The sequence below is a fragment of the Bradyrhizobium sacchari genome (assembly GCF_002068095.1).
GTDB classification, from domain to species: Bacteria; Pseudomonadota; Alphaproteobacteria; order Rhizobiales; family Xanthobacteraceae; genus Bradyrhizobium; species Bradyrhizobium sacchari.
The window spans coordinates 304387-330490 of the sequence record NZ_LWIG01000012.1 but is presented as its reverse complement, the minus strand read 5'-3'; the positions used below and the strand labels follow the sequence as shown (position 1 = coordinate 330490).

Here is a 26104-nt window from a genome sequence, read left to right as displayed (position 1 = left end):
AATGTCCCAATAGGCACTGCAGCAGCGCCCCGCCTTGGAGGTTGGGCGGCGCGTGAGGCTCTCGCTACTGGATGATTGCCTGATCACCTGCACCGCGCGTCGGTCGATCATGTCTCGGGCAGGAGGCGTCGATCACGATTGTATCCGCGGGCGCTCAGTAGATTTACCGATACAAGGACGATGGTTGCTCGGCAAAATCATGTCTGGTGAAGTCGATCGGTGATCACCTCATGCCGACGCTCAGGATGATGGTTGTTGCAGGCGCGGCCGCGCTGCTGCTGGCGGCCTGTGAAAGGGACGCTGCCAGCGACATCGCACCGGCGCCACGCCCGGTTCGCACGACAACAATCGAGAAACGGGAGTCGCCGACGCCCTTCGTCTTCACCGGACATATCGAAGCCGAGGACGAGATGAGCGTCGCGTTCCGAATTTCCGGGCGGCTGCTCGCGAACAACATCAGGCTCGGCGATCGCGTCGAGGCCGGCCAGCTTCTGGCGCAACTGGAATCGCAGAACGAATTGAATGCGCTGCGTCAGGCGCAAGCGGCTCTCGCCGCGGCGCAAGGACAGCTCACCCAGGCACGCAATCATTTCGAACGCCAGCAGACATTGCTCGCCCAGGGATGGACCACACGCGCCAATTTCGAGGCGGCAACGCAGGCGCAACAGACGACGCAGTCCCAGGTCGACGCCGCCGAGGCCCAGTTGAGCGCCGCCCACGACCAGGTCAACTTCACCGAATTGCGGGCCGATGCGCCGGGCAAGATCATCGAGACGGGGCCGGCCGCCGGCGAGGTGATCCAGGCCGGACAGACCATTGCGCGGATTGCGCGGCAGGATGGCCGCGATGCGATCTTCGAAGTGCCCGCCCAATTGATCCGCGCGGCTCCCGCCAATCTGCAAGTGACCGTCAGCCTGACGGACGATCCGGCAGTGAGCGCGCACGGGCGTATCCGGCAGGTTGCCGCACAGGCGAACCCGGTCACGCGGACTTTCGAGGTGAGGGTGGGGCTCACCGATCCCCCCGCCGCGATGCGGCTGGGGGCCACGGTGGTCGGTCGCGCCGAGGCGAGCGCCGGACCGATGATCGATATTCCGGCAACAGCGCTGACCAGGATGAACCGGCAGCCGGCCGTCTGGATCCTCGATCCCTCGACCAAGACGGTCTCCGTCCGGAACGTCGATGTGCTGCGGTTCGATCAGGCGCAGGTCATCATCTCGCAAGGGCTCGACGCTGGCGAAATCGTCGTGACAGCGGGCGTCCAGGCGCTTCACCCCGGCCAGAAGGTGCGCATTCTCGGGTCGGAGCCATGACCGGCTTCAACCTCTCGGAATGGGCGCTCGAGCGCCGCTCGCTCGTCATCTATCTCATGCTTGTCGCCGTGCTCGCCGGCGCACTGTCCTATGTCCGGCTCGGCCGGAACGAGGACCCTGCATTCACCATCAGGACCATGGTCGTCCAGGCGGCGTGGCCGGGGGCGACGGCCGCAGACACGATGAAGCAGGTGACGGAACGGCTCGAACGTCAGTTGCAGGAGACGCCGCATCTCGACTTCCTGCGCAGTTTCACCCGGCCCGGCCTCACTACGATCTTCGTGAATTTGAAGGGAAGCGCCAACGCGAGGGATGTCTCCGATACCTGGTATCAGGTGAGGAAAACCATCGGGGATATCCGCCACACGCTTCCCGTCGGAATTGTCGGCCCGGCGTTCGACGACGATTTCGGCGACACGTTCGGCATCGTCTACGGCTTCACCAGCGACGGTTTTACCCAGCGCGAGCTGCGCGACCGGGTCGAGGCGATTCGATCGCGCCTGCTGGGCGTGCCAGACGTTGCGAAAATCGAGCTGCTGGGTGCCCAGGACGAAGTGATCTTCGTCGAATTCTCCAAGAAGGAGCTCGCAAATCTCGGCGTCGATCGGACCGCCCTGATCGCCGCTCTGCAGGCTCAGAATGTCGTGATGCCGACCGGGACGATCCAGACCGGGGCCGAGCGAATTTCGCTTCGGGTGTCGGGAAGCTTCCAGTCCGAGCAGGACGTCGCCGGCATCAACTTCGCAGCCGGTGGCCGCATGCTCCGCCTGAGCGATCTTGCGGCGGTGCGGCGCGGCTATGCCGATCCGCCGCAGCCGCTGTTCCGGATCAACGGCCATCCGGCAATCGGGCTCGCGATCGCCATGCGCGACGGCGGCGACATCCTCGCCCTCGGCAGGAACGTCAAAGCCGCGATGGCGGCGATCACCGCCGACCTGCCGATCGGTATCGAACCGAGCCTGATTGCCGATCAGGCCGTCGTAGTGGACAAGGCGATCGGCGAGTTCATGACCTCGCTGGTACAGGCGATCGCCATCATTCTCGCGGTGAGCTTCGTCAGCCTCGGTCTCCGCCCCGGCCTCGTCATCGCGCTGGCGATTCCGCTCACCCTTGCGATCGTGTTTCCGAGCATGGAGCTACTCCGCATCGACATGCAGCGAATATCCCTCGGTGCCCTCATCATCGCACTGGCGCTGCTGGTCGACGACGCCATGACGACGACGGATGCCACGCTCAACCGGTTGGCGCTCGGCGAAAGCAAGATGGTGGCCGCGAGCTACGCCTTCCGCACCCATGCGCTCGCCATGCTGGCCGGGACGCTGGTGACCATCGCCGGGTTCATTCCTGTCGGCTTTGCCGCCAGCTCCGCCAGCGAATACACCTTCTCGCTGTTCGTGGTGGTTGCGATCGCGCTGCTGGCATCGTGGTTCGTCGCGGTCATCTTCGCGCCGTTGCTGGGCGTCGCCATCCTTCGGCCGCCCAAACAGACGGGCGCTGCCGCTCCCGGAGCGGTCTTCCGGCTATATCGGCGCCTTCTGGTGCTGGCGATCCGCGCCAGATGGCTGACGCTGGGCGGGACGGCGGCGCTCTTCGTCGCATCCGTGCTCGCACTCCCCCTGATTCCGCAACAGTTCTTCCCATTGTCCGACCGGCCGGAGCTGCTCGTCGACATCAGCCTGCCGCAGAACGCCTCGATCTTCGCCAGCGAAGCCGCGGCCAGGCGCCTGGACGAGACGCTGACCGGTGATCCCGACGTTGGTCATTGGAGCACCAATGTCGGCCGTGGCGCGATCCGCTTTTATCTGCCGCTCAGCGTCGAGTTGCCGAACGAGTTCTTCAGCCAGGCCGTCGTCGTCGCCAGAAATGTTGCGGCGCGCGAGCGCTTGCGCGCAAAGCTGGAGCGGTTCCTGGCGGATGAATTCCCGAACGCGATCTCGTCGGTTTCGCCGCTCGGTCTCGGACCTCCGGTCGGATGGCCGCTGCAATATCGCGTCAGCGGTCCCGACGTCGAGCGCGTGCGTGACATCGCCCTCGAGGTGGCGCGGATCCTCGGCTCCGATCCGAGTGCCAGAAGCACGAACTTCGACTGGATGGAGCCGGAACGCCAGGTGCGCATCCGCGTCAATCAGGATGAGGCGCGCCTTCTCGGCTTGAGTTCGCAGGCGGTCTCCACCGTCCTGAATACCGTGGTCTCCGGTACCCCCGTGACACAGGTTCGCGACGATATCTATCTGGTCAACGTCGTGGCCCGGGCCACCGACGAACACCGTGTCTCGCTGGCGAGCTTGCGAACGCTGCAGGTGCCGATCCCCGGTGGGCGGACCGTTCCGCTGAGCCAGTTTGCCTCTTTCGAATACGATCAGGAATTCCCCTTGATCTGGCGCCGCGACCGCGTGCCCACCCTGACGGTGCGGGCTGCCATTCCCGACGGGGTACTGCCGGAGAGGATCGTCAATGCGCTGGCGCCCGCCATCGCCAAGCTGAGGGCAACGTTGCCGCCGTCCTACGATGTCGTGGTCGGCGGCACTGTGGAGGAGAGCCGGAGGTCGCAGGCGTCCGTCATGGCCGTCGTACCGGTGATGCTGTTCGTCATGTTCACTGTTCTGATGCTCCAGGTGCAGAGCTTCCCGCGGCTTTTGATGGTCGTCAGCGTGGCACCGCTTGGTCTGATCGGCGTCGTCGCGGCGCTGCTGCTGTCGGGACAGCCGCTCGGATTCGTCGCCATCCTCGGCGTTCTCGCGCTGCTCGGCATGATCAGCAAGAACGCGGTGATCCTGATTGGGCAGATCGAGGCCGAACGCGCTCAAGGAAAGGGACCCTGGGAGGCCGCGGTCGATGCCAGCAGCTCGCGTTTTCGTCCGATCATGCTGACGGCGATCTCCACTGTCCTCGGCATGATTCCGATTGCGCCGACCGTGTTCTGGGGGCCGATGGCCTTTGCGATCATGGGGGGACTGCTGGTCGCAACCGTCCTGACGCTCGTCTTTCTGCCGACCTTGTACGTGGCCTGGTCGGGCGGAAAAGAACCGGTCACGACTTCGGATTCGGCCGGCGCTGCTTGAGCGTCGTTCCGTGAGGGTAATCCCGGACTCCGACTGGGTGATCACCTGATAGGCCGCCTTCATGCCAGGGCGCATGGTTCGGCCTCGGAATGAGCAGGCCGGCCAAGACTGTCGTCCAAGATATCGTCGAAGGCACCGGTCATCGTTCGCGGTTCGAGGTCTTCCCATGACTGCGACGCCAACGGCCCAAAAGCTTTCGTTGTTCGCACTGACGGCAATGGTCGTCGGCTCCATGGTCGGCTCGGGCATCTTCTCGCTGCCGCGAACGTTCGGCATCGCCACCGGCCCGTTTGGCGCCATCCTCGCATGGTGCATCGCAGGCGGCGGCATGTACACGATGGCGCGCGTGTTCCAGACCCTGGCTGAGCGAAAGCCGGACCTCGATGCCGGTGTCTACGCCTACGCGAAGGCAGGTTTCGGCGACTATCCCGGCTTCCTGTCGGCGCTCGGCTACTGGACCGGCAGTTGCATCGGCAACGTGTCCTACTGGGTCCTGATCAAGTCCACGCTCGGCGCGTTCTTTCCCGTGTTCGGTGACGGCAATACGGTCACCGCGATCATCGTCGCCTCGATCGGGATCTGGCTGTTCCATTTCATGATCCTGCGCGGCGTGCAACAGGCTGCCGCGATCAACACCATCGTCACCATCGCTAAGATCGTGCCGATCCTGATCTTCATCGTCATCCTGGCATTTGCCTTCAAGGCCGACCTGTTCCGCACCAATTTCTGGGGCGGCGAGGGGATGCCGGACAAAGGTCTGTTCGATCAGATCCGTGCGACCATGTTGGTCACGGTGTTCGTCTTTCTCGGGATCGAGGGCGCCAGCGTCTATTCCCGCTACGCCAAGGAGCGGTCCCATGTTGGTATCGCGACGATCATGGGCTTCGCGGTCGTCACGAGCCTCATGGTGCTCGTGACCATGCTGCCCTATGCCGTGCTGCCGCGTGCCGAGATCGCGGATGCGCGGCAGCCGTCGATGGCGACGGTGCTGGAGGCAGTGGTCGGACATTGGGGCGCCGTCTTCGTCAGCATCGGACTTCTGGTCTCGGTGCTCGGAGCCTATCTCGCCTGGTCGCTGATCTGCGCCGAGGTGCTCTCCGCAGCCGGCCGGACCAGGGATATGCCCCGCGTGTTCGGCACCGAAAACGCCAACAAGGTGCCGGCCGCAGCGCTGTGGCTCACCAATATCGTCGTACAGCTGTTCGTCATCAGCACCTATTGGTCGCGGGATGCCTTCGCGCTGATGCTCAATTTGACGAGCGTCATGAACCTCATTCCGTTTTTCCTGGTCGCCGCCTACGGGCTCTTGCTGGTCAAGCGGGGGGAGACCTATGAAAAGAGCCCGGGCGCACGGCGACGCGACCTGATCTTCACCGGCATCGCCGTCGTCTACACGCTGTTCCTGATCTATGCCGCCGGGATGAAATATCTGCTCCTGTCGGCAATCCTCTACGCCCCCGGCACGGTGCTGTATTTCTGGGCGCGCCTCCAGCAGAAGGCGAGAATCTTCACTTCGATCGATTGGGTCATCTTCATCGCGGCCGTGATCGGCGCCGCGGTCGGGATTCATGGCCTGGCCACCGGCTACATCACTATCTAGGCGAGGCATCTCCCATGGCGACAGCGCAGGCATCGGATTCAAGGATCCCGTTCGGTGTTCATTCGGAAGTCGGCCAGCTGCGCAAGGTGATGGTCTGCTCGCCGGGCCGTGCGCATCAGCGCCTCACGCCCACCAACTGCGACACCTTGCTGTTCGACGATGTGCTGTGGGTCGACAATGCCAAGCGCGATCACTTCGACTTCGTGCAGAAGATGCGCGACCGCGGAATCGACGTCGTCGAGATGCACAATCTGCTCTCCGACACGGTGGCCATTCCGGAGGCAAGGAAATGGATTCTCGATAACCAGGTGGTTCCCAATCAGGTCGGGCTCGGGCTGATCGACGAGCTGCGCGGCTATCTGGAAAGCCTCAAGCCTCGTGAGCTGGCGGAGACGCTGATCGGCGGACTGTCGACCCACGATTTTCCCGAGGCCCATGGCGGCGAGATGCTCAGGCTGATCCGGGAGGCGGCGGGCATGACCGAATATCTGCTGCCGCCTCTCCCGAACACGCTGTACACGCGCGATACCACCTGCTGGATCTATGGTGGCGTGACGCTGAACTCGCTGTTCTGGCCGGCGCGCCATGAAGAGCCGATCCTCGCCGCTGCCATCTACAAGTTCCATCCGGACTTCGCCGGCAAGGTCAATGTCTGGTGGGGAGATCCGACGCAGGATCACGGCCTCGCCACGCTGGAAGGTGGTGACGTGATGCCGATCGGCAAGGGCAACGTTCTGATCGGGCTGAGCGAGCGGACCTCGCGGCAGGCGATCAGCCAGCTTGCTGCGGCGCTGTTCAAGAAGAAGGCGGCCGAGCGGGTGATCGTGGCCGCGATGCCGAAACTCCGCGCGGCGATGCATCTCGACACCGTCTTCACCTTCGCCGATCGCGATTGCGTGCTGCTCTATCCCGATATCGTCAACAACATTACGGCATTCTCCTATCGCCCGGCGGACAATTCCGCCGGCCTCGAGCTGTGGAAGGAAGAGAAGCCCTTCGTGGACGTGGTCGCAGAAGCGCTCGGCCTGAAGAAGCTGCGGGTCGTGGAGACCGGCGGGAACGCTTATCTGCGCGAGCGAACCCAGTGGGACAGTGGCGCCAATCTAGTCTGCGCATCCCCCGGCGTCGTGTTCGCCTACGACCGCAACACCTACACCAACACGCTGCTGCGCAAAGAGGGAATCGAGGTGATCACCATCGTCGGCGCAGAACTCGGGCGGGGGCGCGGCGGCGGTCATTGCATGACCTGCCCGATCACCAGGGACGCGGTTGACTACTAGGCGCGCGCGATCTGCGGCTTGTGCCAACGCCGGTTGGTTGTATCAACCAGTGATTTAAAATCGTGACATTAACACGCCACAATCATTGCGCAGCGTGACGCCGAAGCGGTCTGCGCAGCAGCATCGGGGGTGGCCGCCATGCGAAGCTCTGGATTTGTCCTGCCGATCGTCGGCCTGCCCGTCCTCGGCTTGCTGAGTGCTGGCACGGCCGGGGCGTCGGACCTTGATCTCAACGAGTTCAAGACGAGCCCGGTTGCCGCTGTGCCCTACTATTCCGCACCATCCTGGAGTGTCGTCGGTTCCGTTTCGCCGACCTTCACCGACAACGCGCTCTTCACCCGCGACAATCGCAAGTCGGACATCTATTACGAGCCTGACGTCAGTGTCAGGCTCGATGGGAACCTTACCAACGACCTGTCCTACCGGCTCTATGCGCGGGCCCAGTACGAAGCCTTTTCGCGGGAGAAGGACGGCAACTTCGCCGTGGCGCGCATGGGCGCGCGCCTGACCGAGAACTGGAACGGCTGGCGCTTCTCGGCCATCTATGAAAACCGATACGATTTCGACGGCGTTTACCGCGACCTCGCATTCACGTCCCATGATGTAATGGGTTCGGTGGCGCGCGATTTCGGCGTTGGCAGAGCGACTTTCTCGCCGCTGCTGCTGCTGACTTATCGGTTCTCGGACCTTGCAGAAGCGCGCCGCTGGCGCTTTGACGCCGTCCTCGGCATCGAGGTCAAGCTCGATCCCAGATGGTCGGTCGTGAGCACACCGCTGTTCGAGGCTTTTTGGTTCACCGATGGGCTCAATACCGGCCGTCAGGATCAGATCTATTCGGTTGATCTGGGACTGAAGTATAATTTCGCGAGCAATGTGTCGCTCACGACCACCGTGCTATACGAAGCGCGAACGTCGAACGTGCCGCTGCGGCGATACAGGGACGTTCGCGTCGGCCCGCGCCTGGATTTCGCCTTTTGAGTGAGGCCTGAAAAATGCCCGCAAGACGTCTGCTGACGCTGACCTGCATCGTCGCCGGAAGTCTGGCGGCATCGGTCGCGCTCGCCGATCCGCGCGATGCTGTGGATCGAGCCCAGCGTCTCGATACCGATGCGCTTCGGGACGATGCCGCAACGCACCGTCTGCAGCAGCCGTCGCACCCCCTCGATATTGCGCCGCCCCGCCCTGCACCGAAGGCGACGACAGCGAGGAAGAAGAAGTCGGGCACCAGCAGCAGCCGCTAGGCTGGTCGCGCATCGTGACGGGCCGGCGCGTGCCGGGATTGGTGCTGGTGAATTGTGGCAGGCGTGCTGCTGCTTATCGGTACAACCACGTTGCCGCACCCTCGCGACCATCCACATTGATTTTGAATCTCTCTTGCATCGGATTTGACGTCACGGGCGTGGCACAAACTGCATATCGGCGCCGCGGAAAGCACGCCTCACGAGTTCGAGATTTCAATGCAGCAGCAATACTACCTTATGGTGTGGGCGCGCCGCGAGGTGTATGATCGGTGGGCCGTAGTGGCGTGCGTCTTCCGGATCGTGGTGGCGCACGTCTCGGCGGTGGGGCGGGGAGGGGACCTGCGATATCATCGCCAATATCGGCATCGCCGGAACACAGTGGGTGCGTACCGTGAAGCTACATGGTTTCCCCGACAGTGAGTCGAATCGAGGCGGTCTGGAGAAGAGCTGGCTGCGCATAGGTTCGCAAGACTCCATCGACGGACTCTATTGGATGTCTTCGGCGGATCTTCTGTTCGCCGCGCGCGCGACCCTCCGCGGACGCTTTGCTTATGAAGGTATCAACCCGGCATTCGAAGCCCAACTCGGCGTATCATCGGAAGACGTCAGCGACATGGACATCTTCGATTGCCTGGGGGCGGACGACGCAAGGACCGTCTGCGAGGCGTTTCGGGCAGGGCTGGCGGAGGGAGCGGAGGTCAGGATTCGCCAGCGGCTTGCGCTTGGCGGATCGACGCGTCCGATGGACACGACGGTCACGCCGATCGTGGACGGCGGTGTGGTCCGGCTGGTCGGCAGCCACCGCGAGCTGCGCGCGGCTCCTTTCGAGCAGATCGCCACATGCGTCGACGGGCTCGATGTCAACGTCGACCTGCTCTCCATTCAGGAGGGCATCCAGCAGCGGATCGCTGCTGATCTGCATGATTCGACCTGTCAGCATCTGGTCGCCGCCAGCCTCGGCCTGATGCGGATGCGGAGCAATCTCGCAGACGTACCCTCGGCCGAGCGGCTCTGTGACGACATCGATTCGTCGATCGATGAAGCCCTCCGCGAGCTCCGCGCCTTTGCCTATCTCCTGCATCCGCGCAATCTGGCAGGTGAGGGATTAAAGGCCACGATCGAGCGATACGCGGAAGGATTTGTCGAGCGCACCTCGTTGCGGGCGACCGTGAGGATCGTGCCGGATGTGGATCGGCTGCCGTATGAAACGAAGCGCTCCCTGCTGCGCGTCGTTCAGGAAGCTCTCACGAACGTCTTCCGTCATGCAAAGGCGACGGAGGTGGCCATCGTCATCGACGTTGCCGACGGCCGCTTCCTGCTGACGATCAGCGACAATGGACGCGGTCTTCCCGAGATTGGGGGGCGCGGCCGCAAGGAGGGATCGATCGGGGTCGGAATCCCCGCGATGCGGGCGAGACTGCATGAGATCGGAGGTACGCTCGACATCAAGTCCAATCGGATAGCGCCGCATTCCGGTACCGTCTTATGCGCGGTGTTTCCTCATTGTCTCGCCGCGAATAGGCGGAACCGGCGAAGAGCCACGAGCATCGCGAGGACTGATGCAGGCACACGATCAGCGAAAGAACACTAGCCCGCGGCGGCAGGCCGGAAGTGGAAGTGCGGCCGAACTGCCGTGAAGGACTTGGAGCGTGCTGCCATGAAACGAATTCTCATAGCCGACGATCACGAAGCGGTGCGGTCTGGTCTGCGAGCGGTGCTCGAACAGCGGGCGGATTGGGAAGTGGTCGCTGAGGTCACTGACGGCGGCAAGGCGGTCGCTGCGGCGATCGAGAGCCACCCCCACGTCGCCATTCTCGATTTCTCGATGCCGCGCATGACCGGCGTCGAGGCGGCGCGGCGGATCCGGGAGTATCCGCTGCAGACGGAGGTCCTGATCTTCACCGTGCACAATTCGGGCGTGATCGCACAGCAGGCGTTCGAAGCCGGCGCGCGTGCGTTCCTGGTGAAGTCTGACGCCAACAAGCTGCTGGTTGCGGCGGTCGAGGCATTGCTGCTGCACAGGCCGTTCTGCACCGCGGCCTGCACGACGGAATTCGATCGCGGGGCGGACGCCGACGGTGAGCGGCATCACGAACTGACGGCGCGCGAGCAGCTCGTGGTCAAACTGGTTGCCGAAGGCTACAGCAACAAGGGCATCAGCGCGATCCTCAATCTCAGCGTCAAGACAACCGAGGCGCACCGGGCGGCTGCGATGCGCAAGCTCGATGTGAACTCGACGGCGGGCCTCGTCCGATACGCGGTGCGGACCGGGCTGGTCGAGGCCTGAACGGTGACGTTGGCGGGCCGACCCGAGGCGTCAGTACCTTCGCCGGGACGTCTCAGGGTTTTGTTGGATAACGCTTGCCGCAGGGCGCCGTATGATCGCGTGACATTACGGCCGGTCACTGCCGTTGTCCGCCCGGTCGGATAGGGCCGGCAAACGGGAACGACGTCGTGAAACGCATCTTGATTGCGGATGATCATGAAATCGTGCGTTCCGGCCTTCGCGCGATCGTTGGAGCGCGTTCCGACTGGATCGTGAGCGGAGAGGCCACCAACGGCGAACAGGCGGTCGCGCTGGCGCTCGAAACCCGACCGGACATCGTTATTGTCGATTACTCCATGCCGATCATGAACGGCCTGGAGGTCAGCCGTCGCCTCAGGACGCTGCATGTGCGAACCGAGGTGCTGATCCTGACCATGCACGAAAGCGAGGAACTCCTGACAGAGGCGATCCTGGCCGGCATTCGCGGTTTCCTGTTCAAGTCCGACGCCCGCAAGCACCTGATTTCCGCCATCGAAGCCTTGCTCGACGGCAGGCCCTACTTCACCAGCGTCCTTCTGGAGAAGCTGCTTCACGAATACCAGGCGAACAAGCAGAACCGGGCCGACATGCTGCTGACATCACGCGAGCAGAGCGTGGTTCAGCTGATCGCGGAAGGGAACACCAACAGGTCGATCAGCGCGATCCTGAATCTGAGCGTGAAGACGGTCGAGACCCATCGCGCCTCCGCCATGCGCAAGCTCAGGATGTCTTCCACCGCCGAGCTCGTGCGCTACGCCGTGCGCAAGAAGCTGGTCTCGCCCTGAACGCCCTGTGGTCGGACGCCGCGCGGCACGCTCCGTCAGCGCACGGTCGAGATCGAGGACGCGCGTTGACAGCGGCGTCGATGCCGCCGCCGACCTCGACCGCCAGCACAGCATCTCCGGACCGGCGGAATCGCGGCACCGCGTAGAGTGCATCATTCATTCAACATGCCCGTTCATGCCGTCGCGAGGGTGTTGCAGCCATGCATGCGTTCGAAAAGCATCAACGCCCCATGCAAGCTTGCGGGCCGAATTTGTCGTGACGCACACCGCTTATCATGGGTATATCGAACCTGCACGCCAAATGAGGACGACGATGGCTCTGATCGATATGAACTGCGACATGGGCGAGGGTTTCGGCGTCTATACGCTCGGCGATGACGCCGAGATGCTGCGGACCGTCACCTCCGCCAACATCGCCTGCGGCTTTCATGCCGGCGATCCGCTCGTCATGCATCGCACCTTGAGCGAAGCGAAGGCCAATGGCGTACAGGCTGGTGCGCATCCCGGCTTTCTCGATCTCTGGGGTTTTGGCCGCAGGCCGATCCAGGGCGAGCGCCCCGCCGACATCGAGAAGATCGTGCTCTACCAGGTGGGCGCACTGATGGCGCTGGCGTCCGACGCCGGTCACACCGTCCGCCACGTCAAGACCCACGGCGCGCTCGGCAACATCGCCGCGGAAGATCGCGATCTCGCCGAAGCCGTCGCGCGCGCGATCCGCACCATCGACCGCAACCTGATCTTCGTGGTGATGCCCGGTCAGGAGACTGAGCGGGCCGGCGAGAAATTCGGCCTGCCGCTGGTGCGCGAGATCTATGCCGATCGCGCTTATGCGGACAACGGCAATCTGGTGTCGCGCCGCCTCGCCGGAGCCGTGATTCATGACGCCGAGGTCGCCTCCGAAAGGGTCATTCGCATGATCGAGGACCGTGCGATCACGTGCCTCTCGGGAGTGCGATTGCCGACCCGCATCGACAGTGTCTGTGTCCACGGTGATACGCCCGGCGCGGTCGCGATGGCGCAACGCCTGAAGGCGCGCCTTGCCGCGGCGGGTGTCACGCTGGCGCCGATGGCTGAGGTCATCAGTGCATGATCGTCCGCGAGCCGGACGGGTCTAGACGTGGATAGCGTGGCCTAGCGCCTTGAAGGCGGCCTCCTGGATGGCTTCGCCCAGCGTGGGATGGGCGTGGATCGTGCCGGCGATGTCCTGCAAGACCGCGCCCATCTCGATCGCAAGGCCAAAGGCGGCAGAAAGCTCCGAGACGCCCTGTCCAACAGCTTGGATACCAAGGACGCGCTGATTGTCGGCCCGGGCGACGACGCGCACAAAGCCGGGCTCGCCATGGCGCGTCATCGCGCGGCCGTTGGCTGCGAACGGAAACTGTCCAACCTTGATCTCGATACCAACTCGGCGGGCCTCGTCCGGTGACAAGCCGGCGGAGACGATCTCGGGATCGGTGAAGCAGATCGCCGGGATGCACTGCTTGTCCCATGCGCGTGGCATGCCGGCGGCGATCTCCGCCACCATCTCGCCCTGCGCCATGGCGCGATGGGCCAGCATCGGCTCGCCCGTGACGTCGCCGATCGCATAGATGCCGCGCATCGAGGTCTCGCAATGCTGGCCGATCCGGATGAAGGGGCCGTCCATGTCGAGCACGAGTTGCTCCAGTCCCAATGTGGCGGTAACAGGTGCGCGCCCGACCGTGACGAGGATCTTGTCGGCCGGCAGGCTGCGCTCCCGGCCGTCTGCGGTCTCGACGCGCAATCCGTCGCCCTGTGCGGTCGGGCCGAGCGCCTTTGCGCCGGTCAGCACCTCGACGCCGAGCGCGCTCAGGCGTCTTGTGATCGGAGCGGTCAATTCGGCATCGTAGAGCGGCAGGATGTTCTCCTGCGCCTCCACCACGGACACCTTGCTCCCCAGCTTGGCGAAGGCCGTCCCGAGCTCGAGCCCGATATAGCCGCCGCCGACGACGACAAGGGATCTTGGCGCTTCTGCGAGCGAGAGCGCGCCGGTCGAGGAGATGACCCTGCCGCCGAACGGCAGCGACGGCAGCTCGACGGGTGCCGAGCCGGTCGCGATCACCACTGTCTCGGCCTTGATCGTCTTCGGACCGGTCTCGGTCTCGACGACGATCGTCTTGCCGTCGCGGAAGCGAGCATGGCCCTGAACGATCTTGACCTTGGCCTTGCGCAGCAGCGCGGCGACGCCGTTGTTCAGCCGCTGGACGATACCGTCCTTCCAGGCGACCGCCTGCTTGAAGTCCAGCGCGGGCGCTGCCGCGGTCAGGCCGAACGGCGTCTTGCCTTTCGCCGCCTCGGTCAGCTTCTCGAATTCCTCGGCAACGTGAATCATCGCCTTCGAGGGAATGCAGCCGACATTGAGACAGCTTCCGCCCAGCTTGCCGCGTTCGACCAGGACGGTGTCGAGGCCGAGCTGGCCGGCGCGGATCGCGCACACATAGCCGCCGGGGCCGCCACCGATAACGACAAGCTGACAAGTGATCTCGGTCATTGCTTCTTCCGCCTCAGGGATCGACGAAGATCGTCGCCGGATTCTCCAGCAGCTCCTTGAGCCTCTGCACGAAGATGGCGGCGTCCCATCCGTCGATGACGCGGTGGTCGAAGCTGGAGGAGAGGTTCATCATCTTGCATGGCACGAACTGCGCGCCGTCCCAGAGCGGACGCACCGCGATCTTGTTGACGCCTACAATGGCAACCTCGGGGTGGTTGATCACCGGGGTGGTCGCAAGGCCGCCGAGCGCGCCGAGCGAGGTGATGGTGATGGTCGAGCCGGTCAGTTCCTCGCGCGTCGCGGTGCCCTCGCGGGCGCGCTGCGCGAGGCGGTTCAGCTCGCTGCTGCAGTCCCGCAAGTCGCGCGCTTCCACATGCTTCACCACGGGCACGACGAGGCCCGACGGGGTCTGGGTCGCAATGCCGATATGGATGCCGGCATGCTGATGCACGATGCCGGCCTCGTCGTCATAGAGCGCGTTGAGCGCGGGTTGTTCGGCGAGCGCCTTCGCCATGGCGCGCATCAGGAACGGCAGCAGCGTCAGCTTGGGCTGTTCCGGCGTCGGCTTTTTGTTCAGCGTCGCGCGCAGTTCCTCCAGCGGGGAGACGTTGACCTCCTCGATGATGGTGATGTGCGGGATGCGCGACTTCGACAGCGCCATCTTCTCGCCAATGCGGCGGCGCAGGCCCACCACCTTTATGTCGGTGACGGCCGTCTTCGGGGCCATGCCGCGACCGTGGACCGGGGCCGGTCCACGTGCCAGGAAGGCGTCGATGTCCTCATGGGTGATGCGTCCGGCGGGGCCCGTACCGTGGACCTGGCGCAGGTCGATGCCGGCCTCGCGCGCCTTGAGGCGTATCGCGGGCGAGGCCAGCGGCTTCTCGCCCGGCACGCGGCGGACCGCAGACGTGGGCGCCGGCCTGGCTTCGATCGCCGCGGGGGCAACGCGGGCGGCGGGCGCAGGCCGGGCATCCGGGGCTTCGGCCTTCGTTACGGCCGACGGTGCCGCGACGTCTTTCGTCGGCGCCTCGTCTGACGGCTCCGAGGCATCGTCGCCGGCCACCTTGAGCTTCACGAGCGTCGAGCCGATCGCGACCGCTTCACCGATCTGGGCGCCGATCCAGCTGATCTCGCCCGCGAGCGGCGAGGGAATTTCGACCGAAGCCTTGTCGGTCATCACGGTGGCAAGCAAATCGTCCTCGCGAACGAGGTCGCCCATCTTGACGTGCCATTCGACCAGCTCGGCTTCGGCGATGCCTTCGCCGATATCCGGAAGCTTGACGCTGCGCTCGCCCATCAGCTCGCCTCCACGATGTCGCGCAGCGCCTGCCCGAGCCTGACAGGGCCGGGGAAATAGTCCCATTCTTGCGCATGCGGGTAGGGCGTGTCCCAGCCGGTGACGCGCATCACCGGCGCTTCGAGATGATAGAAGCAGTGCTCCTGCACCAGCGCCGTGAGCTCCGCGCCGAAGCCGGAGGTCAGGGTTGCCTCGTGCAGCACGATGCAGCGGCCCGTCCTGGCGACCGAAGCGGCGATCGTCTCGAGATCGAGCGGAAGCAGGGTGCGCAGGTCGATCACCTCGGCGTCGACCCCGGTCTCCTCGACAGCGGCGAGGGCGACATGAACCATCGTGCCATAGGCGAGGATGGTGACAGCCTCGCCGGCGCGTCGCGTCACGGCCTTGCCGAGGGGCGTGGTATAGTGTCCTTCCGGCACTTCTGAGAGCTCATGCCTCGCCCAGGCGGTGACCGGGCGATCGTGATGACCGTCGAACGGGCCGTTGTAGAGCCGCTTCGGCTCCAGAAAGATGACGGGATCCGGATCCTCGATGGCCGCGATCAGCAGGCCCTTCGCGTCATGGGGATTGGACGGCACCACGGTCTTCAGTCCCGCGACATGCGTGAACAGCGCCTCGGGACTCTGGCTGTGGGTCTGCCCGCCGAAAATACCGCCGCCGGTCGGCATGCGGATGACCAGCGGACAGGTGAAGTCGCCGGCCGAACGATAGCGCAGGCGCGCTGCCTCCGAGACGATCTGGTCATAAGCCGGATACATGTAGTCGGCGAACTGAAGCTCGACGCAGGGGCGCAAGCCGTAGGCGGCCATGCCGATCGCGGTGCCGACGATGCCGCATTCGCTGATCGGCGCGTCGAAACAGCGCGAGACACCGTATTTCTGCTGCAGGCCCTGCGTGCAGCGGAACACGCCGCCGAAAAAGCCGACGTCCTCGCCATAGACCACGACGTCGTCGTTGCGCCCCATCGAGACGTCGAGCGCCGAGCGAATTGCCTCGATCATCGTCATGCGCGGCATGGCTCAGACCCCGATCTGCTGGCGCTGGCGCCGCAGGTGCGGCGGCAGCTCGGCATAGACGTCCTCGAAGATGTCGCGGGCCGAGGGCTTGCTGCCCGAATGCAGCGTGCCGAAGCTCTCGGCCTCCTTCTGCGCGGCGATGACATCGGCGAGGATCTCGGCCTCGGCCTGCTTGTGGCGCTCCTCAGACCAGGCCCCCGCTGTGATCAGATGCTGCTTGAGCCGGATCACGGGATCACCCAGCGGCCACTCCTCGGACTCGTGCTTCGGCCGGTAGGCGGATGGATCATCCGAGGTCGAATGCGCGCCGGCACGGTACGTGACGTATTCGATCAGCGTCGGCCCGAGGTTGAGCCGGGCGCGCTCGATCGCCCATTTCGCCACCGCATAGGTCGCAAGATAGTCGTTGCCGTCGACCCTGAGCGCCGGGATACCGAAGCCGAGGCCGCGCGCAGCGAAGGTGCCGGAGCCGCCGCGCGCAATGCCCTGGAAGGTCGAGATCGCCCATTGATTGTTGACGACGTTGAGGACGACGGGAGCCTTGTAGGTCGAGGCGAACACGAGAGCGGCATGGAAATCGGACTCGGCCGTCGAGCCGTCGCCGATCCAGGCCGCGGCGATACGGTTGTCGCCCTTGATCGCCGAGGCCATCGCCCAGCCGACGGCCTGAACGAACTGGGTGGCGAGATTGCCGGAGATCGAGAAGAAGCCGTGCTTCCGGGACGAGTAGAACACCGGAAGCTGACGTCCCTTCATCGGGTCGTTCGCGTTGGAATAGATCTGGCACATCATGTCGACCAGCGGATAGTCATGGGCGATCAGCAGGCCGGCCTGACGGTAGGTCGGGAAGTTCATGTCGTCTGGACCGAGCGCGATGCGGAACGCGCAGCTCACCGCCTCCTCGCCGGTGTGCTGCATGTAGAAGGATGTCTTGCCCTGACGTTGCGCCATCTGCATGCGCGCGTCGAAGGTACGCAGGGTCATCATGTGGCGCAGGCCGGCGACCAGCTCATCCTGCGAGAGGTCCGGCACCCATGGCCCGATCGCCCGGCCTTCGTGATTGAGCACGCGGATGATCGAATAGGCGAGATCACGAATCTCTTCGGGCGGCACATCGACCGGCGGACGCCGGACCGAGCCGGCCTTCGGAATCGAGACGCCCGAGAAATCCGGCTTGCCTCCCGGCCGGCTTGCAGGCTCCGGAACGTGGAAGTGAAGTGGCGTGGGGCTGGTCATGGGAGCATCCGCTCGTTTGCGGGGTGTGAGGCGGCAACACCCGGTTGATCGGACTGTTCGCGCGAAAGCTCCGCGATGCGAAGGTCCATGATCGCCGGATGCCGTGACAACCGGTCCGCAAGGTCCGCGCAGTCGGCCGACGGCTGGACTTCAAGAACCATCCGTATGGTTCGGTTCCCGTCGGGGTGCGTGGTCATAGCGACCTGGTCGAGGCCGAAGCCGAAACGTGCGGCGTCGAGGACAAGCCGAACGATGCCGTCAAAGGGGTCGGACGTGGTGGCGGTCACGCTGACGGATCGGCGTTGTTCAGGTTGCATGTCACGTTCTCTCGCGGCACAATGATAATCTCTTCATTCGCGAAGATTTCCCAAAAATCTGGCGGAATGGCCGAAATCCCGGAAGATTGTCCCGCTAGGCTGCAGAAAGACAGAAGGATCAACCGATGCCCGCCAAGCGCAGCCCCGTCGAGGAACTCGATCAGTTGGACCGCCGGATTCTCTCGGCACTTTGCGAGAACGGCCGCGTGACGACGAGTGCGCTGGCGGAGCAGGTCGGGCTCTCAAGCTCGCCGTGCTGGACCAGGGTGAAGCGCCTGGAGGAAAACGGCGCGATCGAGAAGTATGTCGCGGTGCTCAATCACGCAAATCTGGGATACAACAACATCGCCTTCGTCGAGATCTCGCTGGACAAGCACGACGACAAGGTGCTCGATCGCTTCGGCACCGCCCTCTCGCGTATCCCGGAGGTGATGGAAGCCTATCTGGTGACTGGCGAATACGATTATCTCATCAAGGTCGTGGTGCGAGACACCGATCACTACGAGCGCTTCCTGCGACAGGCATTGTACAGGATACCGGGCATCCGGCAGTCGCGAACGACCTTCGGCCTGCGCACCCTGAAGCGCCAGATTTCGATCGATCCCTCCAAGGCCGGGCGGCCCTGACATCCGCTTTGACGCCTGCCCGAGGCGAAGAATCACCGTTATGAGAGCGCGAAAACAAACTACGGCGGGGCATCGGTCCATCGCCTCTGTCGAGACAGGAGTACTTCGATGACGAAAGCTGAGATCCGATTTCCGGTCGACGGCCGAACCCGAAAGATGTTCGTCGATGGCGCGTGGGTGGAAGCCCGCTCGGGCAAGGTCTTCGAGACGCGTAACCCCGCGACCGGCGAAATCATCGGTCGCGTGCCGCGTGGCGAGGCGGCCGACATCAACGACGCGGTCGCCGCGGCCCGTCGCGCCTTCGTGGGACCGTGGAGCCGTTTCAAGCCATTCGAGCGGCAGGCGCTGCTCCTGCGGATCGCCGACCTGTTCGAGAAGCACTGGGAGGAGATCAGCCAGTCCGACACGGCCGATATGGGAATGCCGATCGTGCGGACGCGGGCGAACAAGCTCCGCGTGATCGGCATGCTGCGGTACTACGCCGGCATGGCGACCGCGCTCCACGGCCAGACGGTGGACAATTCGCTTCCGGGCGACATCGTCTCGTTCACCCGGAAGGAGCCCATCGGCGTGGTTGGCGCCATCATCCCGTGGAATGCGCCGACGGCTGCATCGGTCTGGAAGATCGGGCCCGCGCTCGCGACCGGCTGCACCATCGTGCTCAAGCCGTCGGAGGAGGCGCCGCTGACGCCGCTGTTGATCGCGGATCTGATGAACGAGGCCGGCGTGCCGCCCGGCGTCGTCAATGTGGTGACCGGGACCGGGCCGGAGGCCGGCGCGCCTCTGGCCGAACATCCCGGCGTCGACAAGATCGTCTTCACCGGGTCCACCGCGACCGGCCAGGCCATCATTCGCGCGTCGGCGGGCAACCTCAAGCGGGTGTCTCTCGAGCTTGGCGGAAAGTCGCCGGTCATCGTCTGCGCCGATGCCGACCTCGACAAGGCCGTGCCGATCGCTGCGATGGCCGCGTTCGCCAATTCGGGCCAGATCTGCATCGCCGGCTCGCGCCTGTTCGTGGAGCGCAAGATCCACGATGAATTGGTCGACCGGCTCGGCAAGTTCGCGTCAGCGCTGAAGATCGGCGATGGCGCGGATCCGACGACAGAGATCGGGCCTCTCGTTTCCCAGCGACAGCTCGATAAGGTCGAAGGCTTCCTGCAAAGCGGGCGCGACGAGGGCGCGAAGGTGGTGGCCGGCGGCCGTCGCGCGAAGGAGGGCAGTCTCGCCAAGGGCAACTTTGTCGAGCCGACCGTGTTCGCCGATGTCTCCGACGACATGCAGATCGCCCGTGACGAGATCTTCGGCCCGGTTATTTCCGCTCTGCCGTTCGATACTCTCGACGAGGCCGTAGAGAGAGCCAATGCGACGCCGTACGGGCTCGCGGCAGGTGTCTTCACGCGCGACGTCAGCAGGGCCCACGTGATCTCGCGCAGCCTCCGTGCAGGGTCGGTGTGGGTGAACACCTATCACGCAATCGATCCCGCGATGCCCTTCGGCGGCTACAAGATGAGCGGTTATGGCCGCGAGGGCGGCAACGAGCACCTCGACGAGTACCTGCAGACGAAGGGTGTGTGGATCAAGCTGGACTGACTTTGGGACGGCTGCGATTAGGGCGCTCGTTCGATGTGAGCGCGGATTGCCTCTCGCTCGGCATCGATCCAGCCATGCTCGCGGGCCTTGGCCACCATCACCGCATAGCCCTGATCCCAGCTTGCATCGTCGGGCCGGCCCGGCAGCGTCGGGACCAGATCGATTGAGACGAGCGCTTCGCGATCGTCAAGAAACGTGATGCCGTTCCATCTCTGTGTATCGGTGCGGACATCGACGCGCAGGATCAGCTTGAACTTCCTGAAGTCGAATGGCTCGGTCAGACGGACGGCACCACCGTCCAGGCATTCGATGATCACGCTGCGGCTCCTTCTTGCGCTCGCGGCCGGTCTGGTGGTGATGCCGGGATCCCCGCCAGGGATGTGGCTAAAGAATGATCCGGACCCGAAGGGCCGCGTTAGCGCAAAGTGCGAAGCGGTTTTCCGGAAGGATCATGCGTGGACAACAACATGAAGCGCGATGACGATTCATCCAAATCTCATCGCGCTTTAGGCTTGGGGCAGCGCGCGCAGCGCGCCCTGGAAGTTGACGAGGGGATCGCCGTTGCCGCCGCGGGTGGCCACGATCCTGCCGATGAAGAGACCGTGCGTGCCCACCACCTGGTGGTGGTGCAGCACGCATTCCAGTGCGCCGATTGCCGGTTCCAGCAGCGGCACGTCGAGAGTGCCTTGCTCCCACGGCGCCGTGGCGAAGCGGTCGATGCCCTTGGCGCCGCCGGCGAAACGCAGCGCCAGATCCTCCTGCCCGCTGCAGAGGAGACTGATCCCGAAGCGGCCGTTGGCGAGGATAGCGGCGTGTGTTTCGGAGCTTGAGTTGACGCTGACGAGAAGGCAGGGCGGGTCCATGCACAGCGAGGTGACGGAGCTGACCGTCAGCCCGCGCCGTGTGGTTTGCGTTCCCGTCGCCACGATGGCGACGCCGCTCGCGAGGTTGCGCATGGCCAGCCGAAACTCGGCGGCCTCGACCGAACGGACATCGGTCATTTGAGACGTCTGGCATCCCATGACTTGCCTCCGAACCTCGCGCCTCGCCGGTCGCGCTTATGCCGGAACCGCTTCGCTCGCGACCTTGCCGCGGCCGGATTTCAACTCCTTCCGGATCGCAGGGATGATCTTGGTGCCCCACAATTCGATCTGGCGCAGCATCGTGCGCTGATCGAAATCGCCGAGCTGGGTCTGCAGCGCGATGTGGGTCGGCTTGAGAATGCTGATCTCTTCCAGCATGCGGTCGATCACCTGATTGACGCTGCCGACGGGCAGATTGCTGCGCATCGTCTCCAGGCTCATGTCGTTCGGTCCCGCCTCCTCTTTGATCAGATAGCCGTCGTCGCTTTGGGCGCGCCGGAACTTGAGGCTTTCGGAGAGCCGGCGCTGGAAGCGCGCATTGTCCAGATAGGACTGGATCTCGCTGTCATTATCGCTGGCATAGGCGCAGCGCAGGAAACCGAAGCGGGTGTCGTCGATGGAGCGGCCTTCGTTGGCTGCGATCCCCTCGAGACGTTCGCGCAGTGCCTTGATTGCGTCGATGCCGTTCAGTAGAGCGGTGACGAACAGATTGTGGTTGTCGCGAATGGCGCGGCCGAGCGTCTCGCCGTGGCCCGAGGTGACCCAGATCGGCGGCATCGGTTTCTGCACCGAGCGCACCGCGATGGCGGTCGGCGGCATCTTCAGGTGCTCACCCGAATAGGAGAAGATGCGGTCTTTTATGCCGGCGTGAAGCACGTCGTAGAATTCGGCAAACAGCGCGTGCGAATGGTCGAGGTCGACGCCGAAGCGGTCGAACTCGAACTTCTGGTAGCCGGAGCCGATGCCGAGATCGAGGCGCCCGTTCGAGACCGTGTCGGCAAAGCCGATCTCGCCGAGCAGCCGTGCCGGATTGTACAGCGGCAGCACGCAGACGGCGGTACCGAGGCGGATGCGCTTGGTCAGGCCCGCGCAATGCGAGACCATCATCAGCGGCGAAGGGCAGAGGCTGTAATTGTTGAAATGGTGCTCGGCGTACCAGGCCGTATCGAAGCCGGCGTGCTCGGCGGCGACCGTCTGCTCGACGGCGTTGTTGATCACCTGCTGCGAGCTCTGATGATAGCCGCGCTGCTGCGCCAGAATGAATACGCCGAATTCCATCGATTGCTTCCTCCGCCTCGTTGTGGTCGCGCTTGCGATCCACGTGGTCGCGCTTGCGATCCACGCCGTCGCATTTGCGATCCGCCGGTCGCTCTTGCGACGCGTTCTCATCACGTTAGGGGCTTGAGCATTTTCGAACAATTGACGTAATCTGATCATGTCCTTTGCAAAATCTGAAAAGATCGATGAACCGCCTCCAGGCCATGGAATTGTTCGTCAGCGCCGTCCGTGAGGGCAGCTTCTCGGCCGCCGGGCGCCGCGTGGGGTTGTCGCCGGCGTCGGTGTCGCGTTATATCGGCGAGCTCGAGGCGCAGCTCGGCGTGCAGCTTCTGAACCGCAGCACGCGCCATCTCGGCTTGACCGATGCCGGCAAGATCTTCTTCCAGCGCACCGAGCAGGTGCTGCACGGCATCGAGGATGCCGAGGCCGCAGCGCTTTCGCTGCAGACTGCGCCGCGCGGAACGTTGCGCGTGCACTCGCGGACGCTGTTCGGCATCAAGGTGCTGTCGCCGCTGATCCCGGGCTTTCAGAAGCTCTATCCGGAATTGAAGGTGGAACTGCGCCTGTCCGAGCGGCGTCCCCAGCTTCGCGAAGATGAATTCGACGTCGACTTCCAGATCCAGGCGGCGAAAGACCCGGCCCTCATGCAGCGAAGGCTGCTGCGGAGCGAGCGGATTCTCGTGGCTTCACCGGACTATGTTGCCCGGATGCCGAAATTGCGCGAACCGGAGGACATCACCCGTCACAATTGCCTGACCTACTGGATGGGTCCGGACGACGTGGTCTGGAAGTTCATGCACCGGAACAGGCTGCGCGAGATCGTCGTGCCGTCGTCCTTCAGCAGCAACAACGGGGTGGTGCTTTGCGAACTCGCCGCCGGCGGGCATGGCATCGCCCTGCTGGATGATTACACCGTGGCAGAGGAGCTGAAGAGCAGGCGCCTGCTTCGCCTGCTGCCGGGCTTCCGGGTGACGAATTCCACCTTCGACGAGGGCATGTATGCGACGTTTCTCCAGAGCAGCTATCTGCCGGAAAAGATCAGGGTGTTCGTGGACTACATGGCGGAGCACGTGCCGAAGCAGGTGAAGAGATCGGCGCGGTAGCCGCGCGGCCGGTCAGCCCGCGCCAAATCTGTATGCCGGCAGGCCGCGAACGCCGAGACCCTCGACGGCGAACAGGCCGCCGGCATCGGGGTGGTCGTCGGCCAGCGCGTGGCTGCGCGAGATCGAGGTCACGTAGAGGACGTCGAGACCGGGGCCGCCGAAGCTCACGCTGGTGGGATGACGGACCGGCATGTCGATCGTCCGTACGATCCGTCCGTCCGGCGCAAACCGCGCGATCCTGCCGATGCGCACGAGCACGGACCAGAGGTGGCCGTCCGCATCGACCGTTGCGCCGTCGCAGCCGGATCCCAGCGCTTCCGTGTCGACGAAGACGCGCTTATTCGCGAGGGGGCCGTCCGCCCTGTAATCATAGGCCCAGATGATCCGCCTTGCGCTGTCGGCGAGGTAGAAGGTCCGGCCGTCCGGGCTGAAGCATGGTCCGTTGCTCACGGCAAGGTCCGTCTCCAGCAGTTGCAGCGTGCCTGATGCGTCCAGTCGATAGAGGCCGCCAAGTGGCGCTTCATCCGGCGCGCGGTCGCCATGCATCGTGCCCGCCAGAAACTGGCCATGCGGATCGGCCTTGCCGTCGTTGAGCCGCACCTTTGGATGATCCAGCCCGATCAGTGGACCTTCCGTCAACGCGCGCTTGTCGAAATCGTAAGCCGCAAATCCGTTGCGGAGGGCAAGGACCGCGCCACTGTCGCCTCGCAGCGCCAGCGAGCCGATCGGCGCGGGCACGCCGAACTGCTCGGTCGCGCCGGTCGTGGGATCGAGCCTGTGGATCAATCCGGCCAGAGCGTCAATCCAGTAGAGGCGCTGCCCGCGCTCGTCCCACACCGGGCTCTCACCGAGCTGGTCCCTGGTGGCGCCGATGCGCCTGATACGGGCTGCGCTCATGGTTCCTTCCGCGGGAATCGCCGGGCTTGACCGATCGGTCGGTGAAAACCTAGTTTCATTCTAAAGACTCTCGGGCTGACGAATGGATAGCGGAGTTCATGACTGAACTGTCAACGATGAAGGACGGCGTTGCGAACCAGGCCGAGGCCTCGGACCGCGTGCTGCAGATCCTCGCCGAGGCTGGGCGCCTGTTCGCCAGCAAGGGTTTCGAGGGCACTTCGATGCGCGACATCGCGCTCGCCTGCGGCATCTCCAAGTCGCTGCTCTATCATCACTTCTCCAACAAGGACGAGATCTACGCACGCGTCGCGGTCGGCTCGACGCTCGAGCTCTATTTGTTCGTGCGCGACCGGATTCCCGACGGGCCGCCGTCGCAAAAGATCCGCGCTTTCATGGTCGCCACGGCGGAATATTTCCGCCGCTACCGCTGGGCCTGGATCGCCTCGACGACCGCCTTCTGGAACGACCCCGACCGCCAGCGGCACAAGGAGCGGCTGACGCGGCGAGACCGTTTCGAGAATTTTCTGCGCGGCCTGATCCAGGAAGCGATCGATGCCGGCGAGATTCGCAAGGTCGATGTTCCCATGACCGGGCGGCTGATCCTGTCCTCGCTCAACTGGATGCATCGCTGGTACAATCCCAACAAGTCCGCGACCCCCGAGCAGATCGCCGACACCTTCTTCGACATGATCTTCAACGGCCTGCGCAGCGGCGAGCTTGTCGAACTTCCGGCGGCGGAGCCGCCCAAGGCCGGCCGGCGCAAATCGCGCTGACCAGCGGGAGGCGGCCGCGCCTCAATCCAGAACGATGTTCTGCGCCTTGATCACCGGTCCCCAGAGCGCGGCGTCCTTGGCCAATTGGGCGTCGAGCCGTTCCGGCGCACCGGTATCGACCATCAGGCCGTCGGTCTCGAGCTGCTTTGCGATCTCCGGCTTCTGCATCGCGGCGTTGGCCGCCGCGTTCAGCCGCGCGACGACGTCGCGCGGCGTGCCCGCAGGCGCATGCAGCGCGGTCCAGAACGAGGCCGTGAGGTCGGGATAGCCGGATTCGGCGAGCGTCGGGACATCCGGAAAACTCGCCATGCGCTTGTCCGATGAGAGCGCGAGGATGCGGAGCTGGCCGCCGCGCGCATGCTCGATCACGGCGGCGGGCGTGGCGAAATTGAGATCGCACTCCCCCGACAGTGTCTCCATGATCGAGGCCGGGTTGTTGCGATAGGCGACCTCGGTGACGGTAAATCCCATCGACTTGCCCATCATGATCCCGAACAGATGCGTGACGCTGCCGGGGCCCAGCGTCGCGTAGAACAGCGGCTTGTCGCGGCTCTTTGCGTAGGTGACGAAGCTCTTGACGTCGGTGGCCGGCGTGCGCGCGTTCACCGTCAGCGAAAGTGGCCCGTTGCAGAGCATGGCGACGGAGGCGAAGTCCTCGAGCTTGTAGGGCAGGTTCTTGCGCAGCAGCACGTTCAGCGAAATCGGTCCGGTGCCGCCGGCGAGCAGCACCGATCCGTCCTTCGGCGCGCGCGCCACATATTGCGACCCGACGATGCCGTTGGCGCCGGGCTTGTTGTCGACCAGCACCGGCTGGTCGAGGCTTTCCGCCATGGCCTTCGCGATCGAGCGCATCAGGCTGTCGATCGAGCCGCCCGGCGCATAGGGCACGATGATGAAGATCTGCGATGCGCGCGCCCTGACGATTGCAGGCGCGCCGAGCGGCGCGGCGAGGGCGCCGGCGATCAGGGCGGTCGCCCGGCGTCGGCTGATCCTGGGCATGGAAATCCTCCTTA

The 26104-nt window shown here is 64.4% G+C and carries 24 protein-coding genes; 14 read left to right on the top strand and 10 right to left on the bottom strand.

The features are described 5' to 3' along the window. Positions 1 to 230 precede the first annotated feature (230 nt). The 10 genes from A5906_RS16760 (at position 231) to A5906_RS16710 (ending at position 12676) form a co-directional block, all read left to right on the top strand. Positions 231 to 1313, top strand: coding sequence for an efflux RND transporter periplasmic adaptor subunit (locus A5906_RS16760; protein ID WP_080136472.1), 1083 nt, complete (start codon positions 231 to 233; stop codon positions 1311 to 1313). Further along, positions 1310 to 4375 carry an efflux RND transporter permease subunit gene (locus tag A5906_RS16755; RefSeq protein ID WP_080136471.1) on the top strand — a complete coding sequence of 1022 codons (3066 nt, stop codon included), beginning with the start codon at positions 1310 to 1312 and terminating at the stop codon, positions 4373 to 4375. Before A5906_RS16760 ends, A5906_RS16755 begins: the two co-directional genes overlap by 4 nt. Before the next feature lie 166 nt (positions 4376 to 4541). Continuing rightward, entirely contained in the window at positions 4542 to 5975 is a 1434-nt protein-coding gene (locus tag A5906_RS16750) for a basic amino acid/polyamine antiporter (protein ID WP_080136470.1), read from the top strand. 14 nt (positions 5976 to 5989) lie between these two features. Next, positions 5990 to 7255, top strand: a complete 1266-nt coding sequence (gene arcA, locus A5906_RS16745) for an arginine deiminase (RefSeq protein WP_080136469.1) — start codon at positions 5990 to 5992, stop codon at positions 7253 to 7255. 138 nt (positions 7256 to 7393) lie between these two features. Next, on the top strand, positions 7394 to 8233 hold the full coding sequence (locus A5906_RS16740; protein WP_080136570.1) for an outer membrane beta-barrel protein: 840 nt from the start codon (positions 7394 to 7396) through the stop codon (positions 8231 to 8233). Positions 8234 to 8247: 14 nt separating this feature from the next. Then, positions 8248 to 8496, top strand: coding sequence for a hypothetical protein (locus A5906_RS16735; RefSeq protein ID WP_080136468.1), 249 nt, complete (start codon positions 8248 to 8250; stop codon positions 8494 to 8496). 382 nt (positions 8497 to 8878) lie between these two features. Next, entirely contained in the window at positions 8879 to 10087 is a 1209-nt protein-coding gene (locus A5906_RS16730) for a sensor histidine kinase (protein ID WP_245326756.1), read from the top strand. Positions 10088 to 10153: 66 nt separating this feature from the next. Then, on the top strand, positions 10154 to 10783 hold the full coding sequence (locus A5906_RS16725; protein ID WP_080136467.1) for a response regulator: 630 nt from the start codon (positions 10154 to 10156) through the stop codon (positions 10781 to 10783). A 167-nt stretch (positions 10784 to 10950) separates the two neighbouring features. After that, the gene (locus A5906_RS16720) at positions 10951 to 11586 is read left to right on the top strand and encodes a response regulator (RefSeq protein WP_080136466.1); all 636 of its coding nucleotides are present in this window, start codon (positions 10951 to 10953) and stop codon (positions 11584 to 11586) included. Between the two features lie 313 nt (positions 11587 to 11899). Continuing rightward, a complete protein-coding gene (locus tag A5906_RS16710) occupies positions 11900 to 12676 on the top strand; it encodes a LamB/YcsF family protein (protein ID WP_080136465.1) in 777 nt (258 codons plus the stop codon). 21 nt (positions 12677 to 12697) lie between these two features. On the opposite strand, the gene lpdA is transcribed toward A5906_RS16710, so the two are convergent. Genes lpdA through A5906_RS16685 form a run of 5 tightly spaced genes read right to left on the bottom strand, consistent with a single transcriptional unit; the run spans position 12698 to position 17961 of the window. After that, on the bottom strand, positions 12698 to 14095 hold the full coding sequence (lpdA, locus tag A5906_RS16705; protein ID WP_080136464.1) for a dihydrolipoyl dehydrogenase: 1398 nt from the start codon (positions 14093 to 14095) through the stop codon (positions 12698 to 12700). A 13-nt stretch (positions 14096 to 14108) separates the two neighbouring features. Continuing rightward, complete coding sequence (locus A5906_RS16700; protein ID WP_080136463.1) at positions 14109 to 15392, bottom strand: dihydrolipoamide acetyltransferase family protein; 1284 nt, start codon at positions 15390 to 15392, stop codon at positions 14109 to 14111. Further along, positions 15392 to 16408, bottom strand: coding sequence for an alpha-ketoacid dehydrogenase subunit beta (locus A5906_RS16695; protein WP_080136462.1), 1017 nt, complete (start codon positions 16406 to 16408; stop codon positions 15392 to 15394). Before A5906_RS16695 ends, A5906_RS16700 begins: the two co-directional genes overlap by 1 nt. Positions 16409 to 16411: 3 nt before the next feature. Continuing rightward, positions 16412 to 17644, bottom strand: a complete 1233-nt coding sequence (locus A5906_RS16690; RefSeq protein WP_080136461.1) for a 3-methyl-2-oxobutanoate dehydrogenase (2-methylpropanoyl-transferring) subunit alpha — start codon at positions 17642 to 17644, stop codon at positions 16412 to 16414. Further along, the gene (locus A5906_RS16685; RefSeq protein ID WP_080136460.1) at positions 17641 to 17961 is read right to left on the bottom strand and encodes a hypothetical protein; all 321 of its coding nucleotides are present in this window, start codon (positions 17959 to 17961) and stop codon (positions 17641 to 17643) included. The genes A5906_RS16690 and A5906_RS16685 overlap by 4 nt, the downstream gene beginning before the upstream one ends. A 125-nt stretch (positions 17962 to 18086) precedes the next feature. Here A5906_RS16685 and A5906_RS16680 point away from each other — a divergent pair, with 125 nt between their 5' ends. Then, entirely contained in the window at positions 18087 to 18587 is a 501-nt protein-coding gene (locus A5906_RS16680) for an Lrp/AsnC family transcriptional regulator (protein ID WP_080136459.1), read from the top strand. Positions 18588 to 18695: 108 nt separating this feature from the next. After that, on the top strand, positions 18696 to 20177 hold the full coding sequence (locus tag A5906_RS16675) for an aldehyde dehydrogenase family protein (protein ID WP_080136458.1): 1482 nt from the start codon (positions 18696 to 18698) through the stop codon (positions 20175 to 20177). Between the two features lie 17 nt (positions 20178 to 20194). On the opposite strand, the gene A5906_RS16670 is transcribed toward A5906_RS16675, so the two are convergent. The 3 genes from A5906_RS16670 to A5906_RS16660 all read right to left on the bottom strand — a co-directional run bounded on the left by A5906_RS16670 (position 20195) and on the right by A5906_RS16660 (position 22318). Continuing rightward, positions 20195 to 20494, bottom strand: coding sequence for a hypothetical protein (locus A5906_RS16670; RefSeq protein ID WP_080136457.1), 300 nt, complete (start codon positions 20492 to 20494; stop codon positions 20195 to 20197). Positions 20495 to 20683: 189 nt separating this feature from the next. After that, positions 20684 to 21178, bottom strand: a complete 495-nt coding sequence (locus A5906_RS16665; RefSeq protein ID WP_080136456.1) for a flavin reductase family protein — start codon at positions 21176 to 21178, stop codon at positions 20684 to 20686. A gap of 57 nt (positions 21179 to 21235) precedes the next feature. Beyond that, positions 21236 to 22318 carry an LLM class flavin-dependent oxidoreductase gene (locus A5906_RS16660; protein ID WP_080136568.1) on the bottom strand — a complete coding sequence of 361 codons (1083 nt, stop codon included), beginning with the start codon at positions 22316 to 22318 and terminating at the stop codon, positions 21236 to 21238. A gap of 185 nt (positions 22319 to 22503) precedes the next feature. Between A5906_RS16660 and A5906_RS16655 the strand changes: the two genes are divergently transcribed. Next, on the top strand, positions 22504 to 23421 hold the full coding sequence (locus A5906_RS16655; RefSeq protein ID WP_080136455.1) for a LysR family transcriptional regulator: 918 nt from the start codon (positions 22504 to 22506) through the stop codon (positions 23419 to 23421). 12 nt (positions 23422 to 23433) lie between these two features. Here A5906_RS16655 and A5906_RS16650 read toward each other — a convergent pair whose 3' ends face one another. Further along, positions 23434 to 24318, bottom strand: a complete 885-nt coding sequence (locus tag A5906_RS16650) for an SMP-30/gluconolactonase/LRE family protein (RefSeq protein WP_080136454.1) — start codon at positions 24316 to 24318, stop codon at positions 23434 to 23436. A gap of 98 nt (positions 24319 to 24416) precedes the next feature. On the opposite strand from A5906_RS16650, the gene A5906_RS16645 reads away from it, so the two are divergent. Further along, entirely contained in the window at positions 24417 to 25091 is a 675-nt protein-coding gene (locus A5906_RS16645; protein WP_136615279.1) for a TetR/AcrR family transcriptional regulator, read from the top strand. A 21-nt stretch (positions 25092 to 25112) separates the two neighbouring features. Here A5906_RS16645 and A5906_RS16640 read toward each other — a convergent pair whose 3' ends face one another. Beyond that, the gene (locus A5906_RS16640; RefSeq protein WP_080136452.1) at positions 25113 to 26090 is read right to left on the bottom strand and encodes a tripartite tricarboxylate transporter substrate binding protein; all 978 of its coding nucleotides are present in this window, start codon (positions 26088 to 26090) and stop codon (positions 25113 to 25115) included. Positions 26091 to 26104 lie beyond the last annotated feature (14 nt).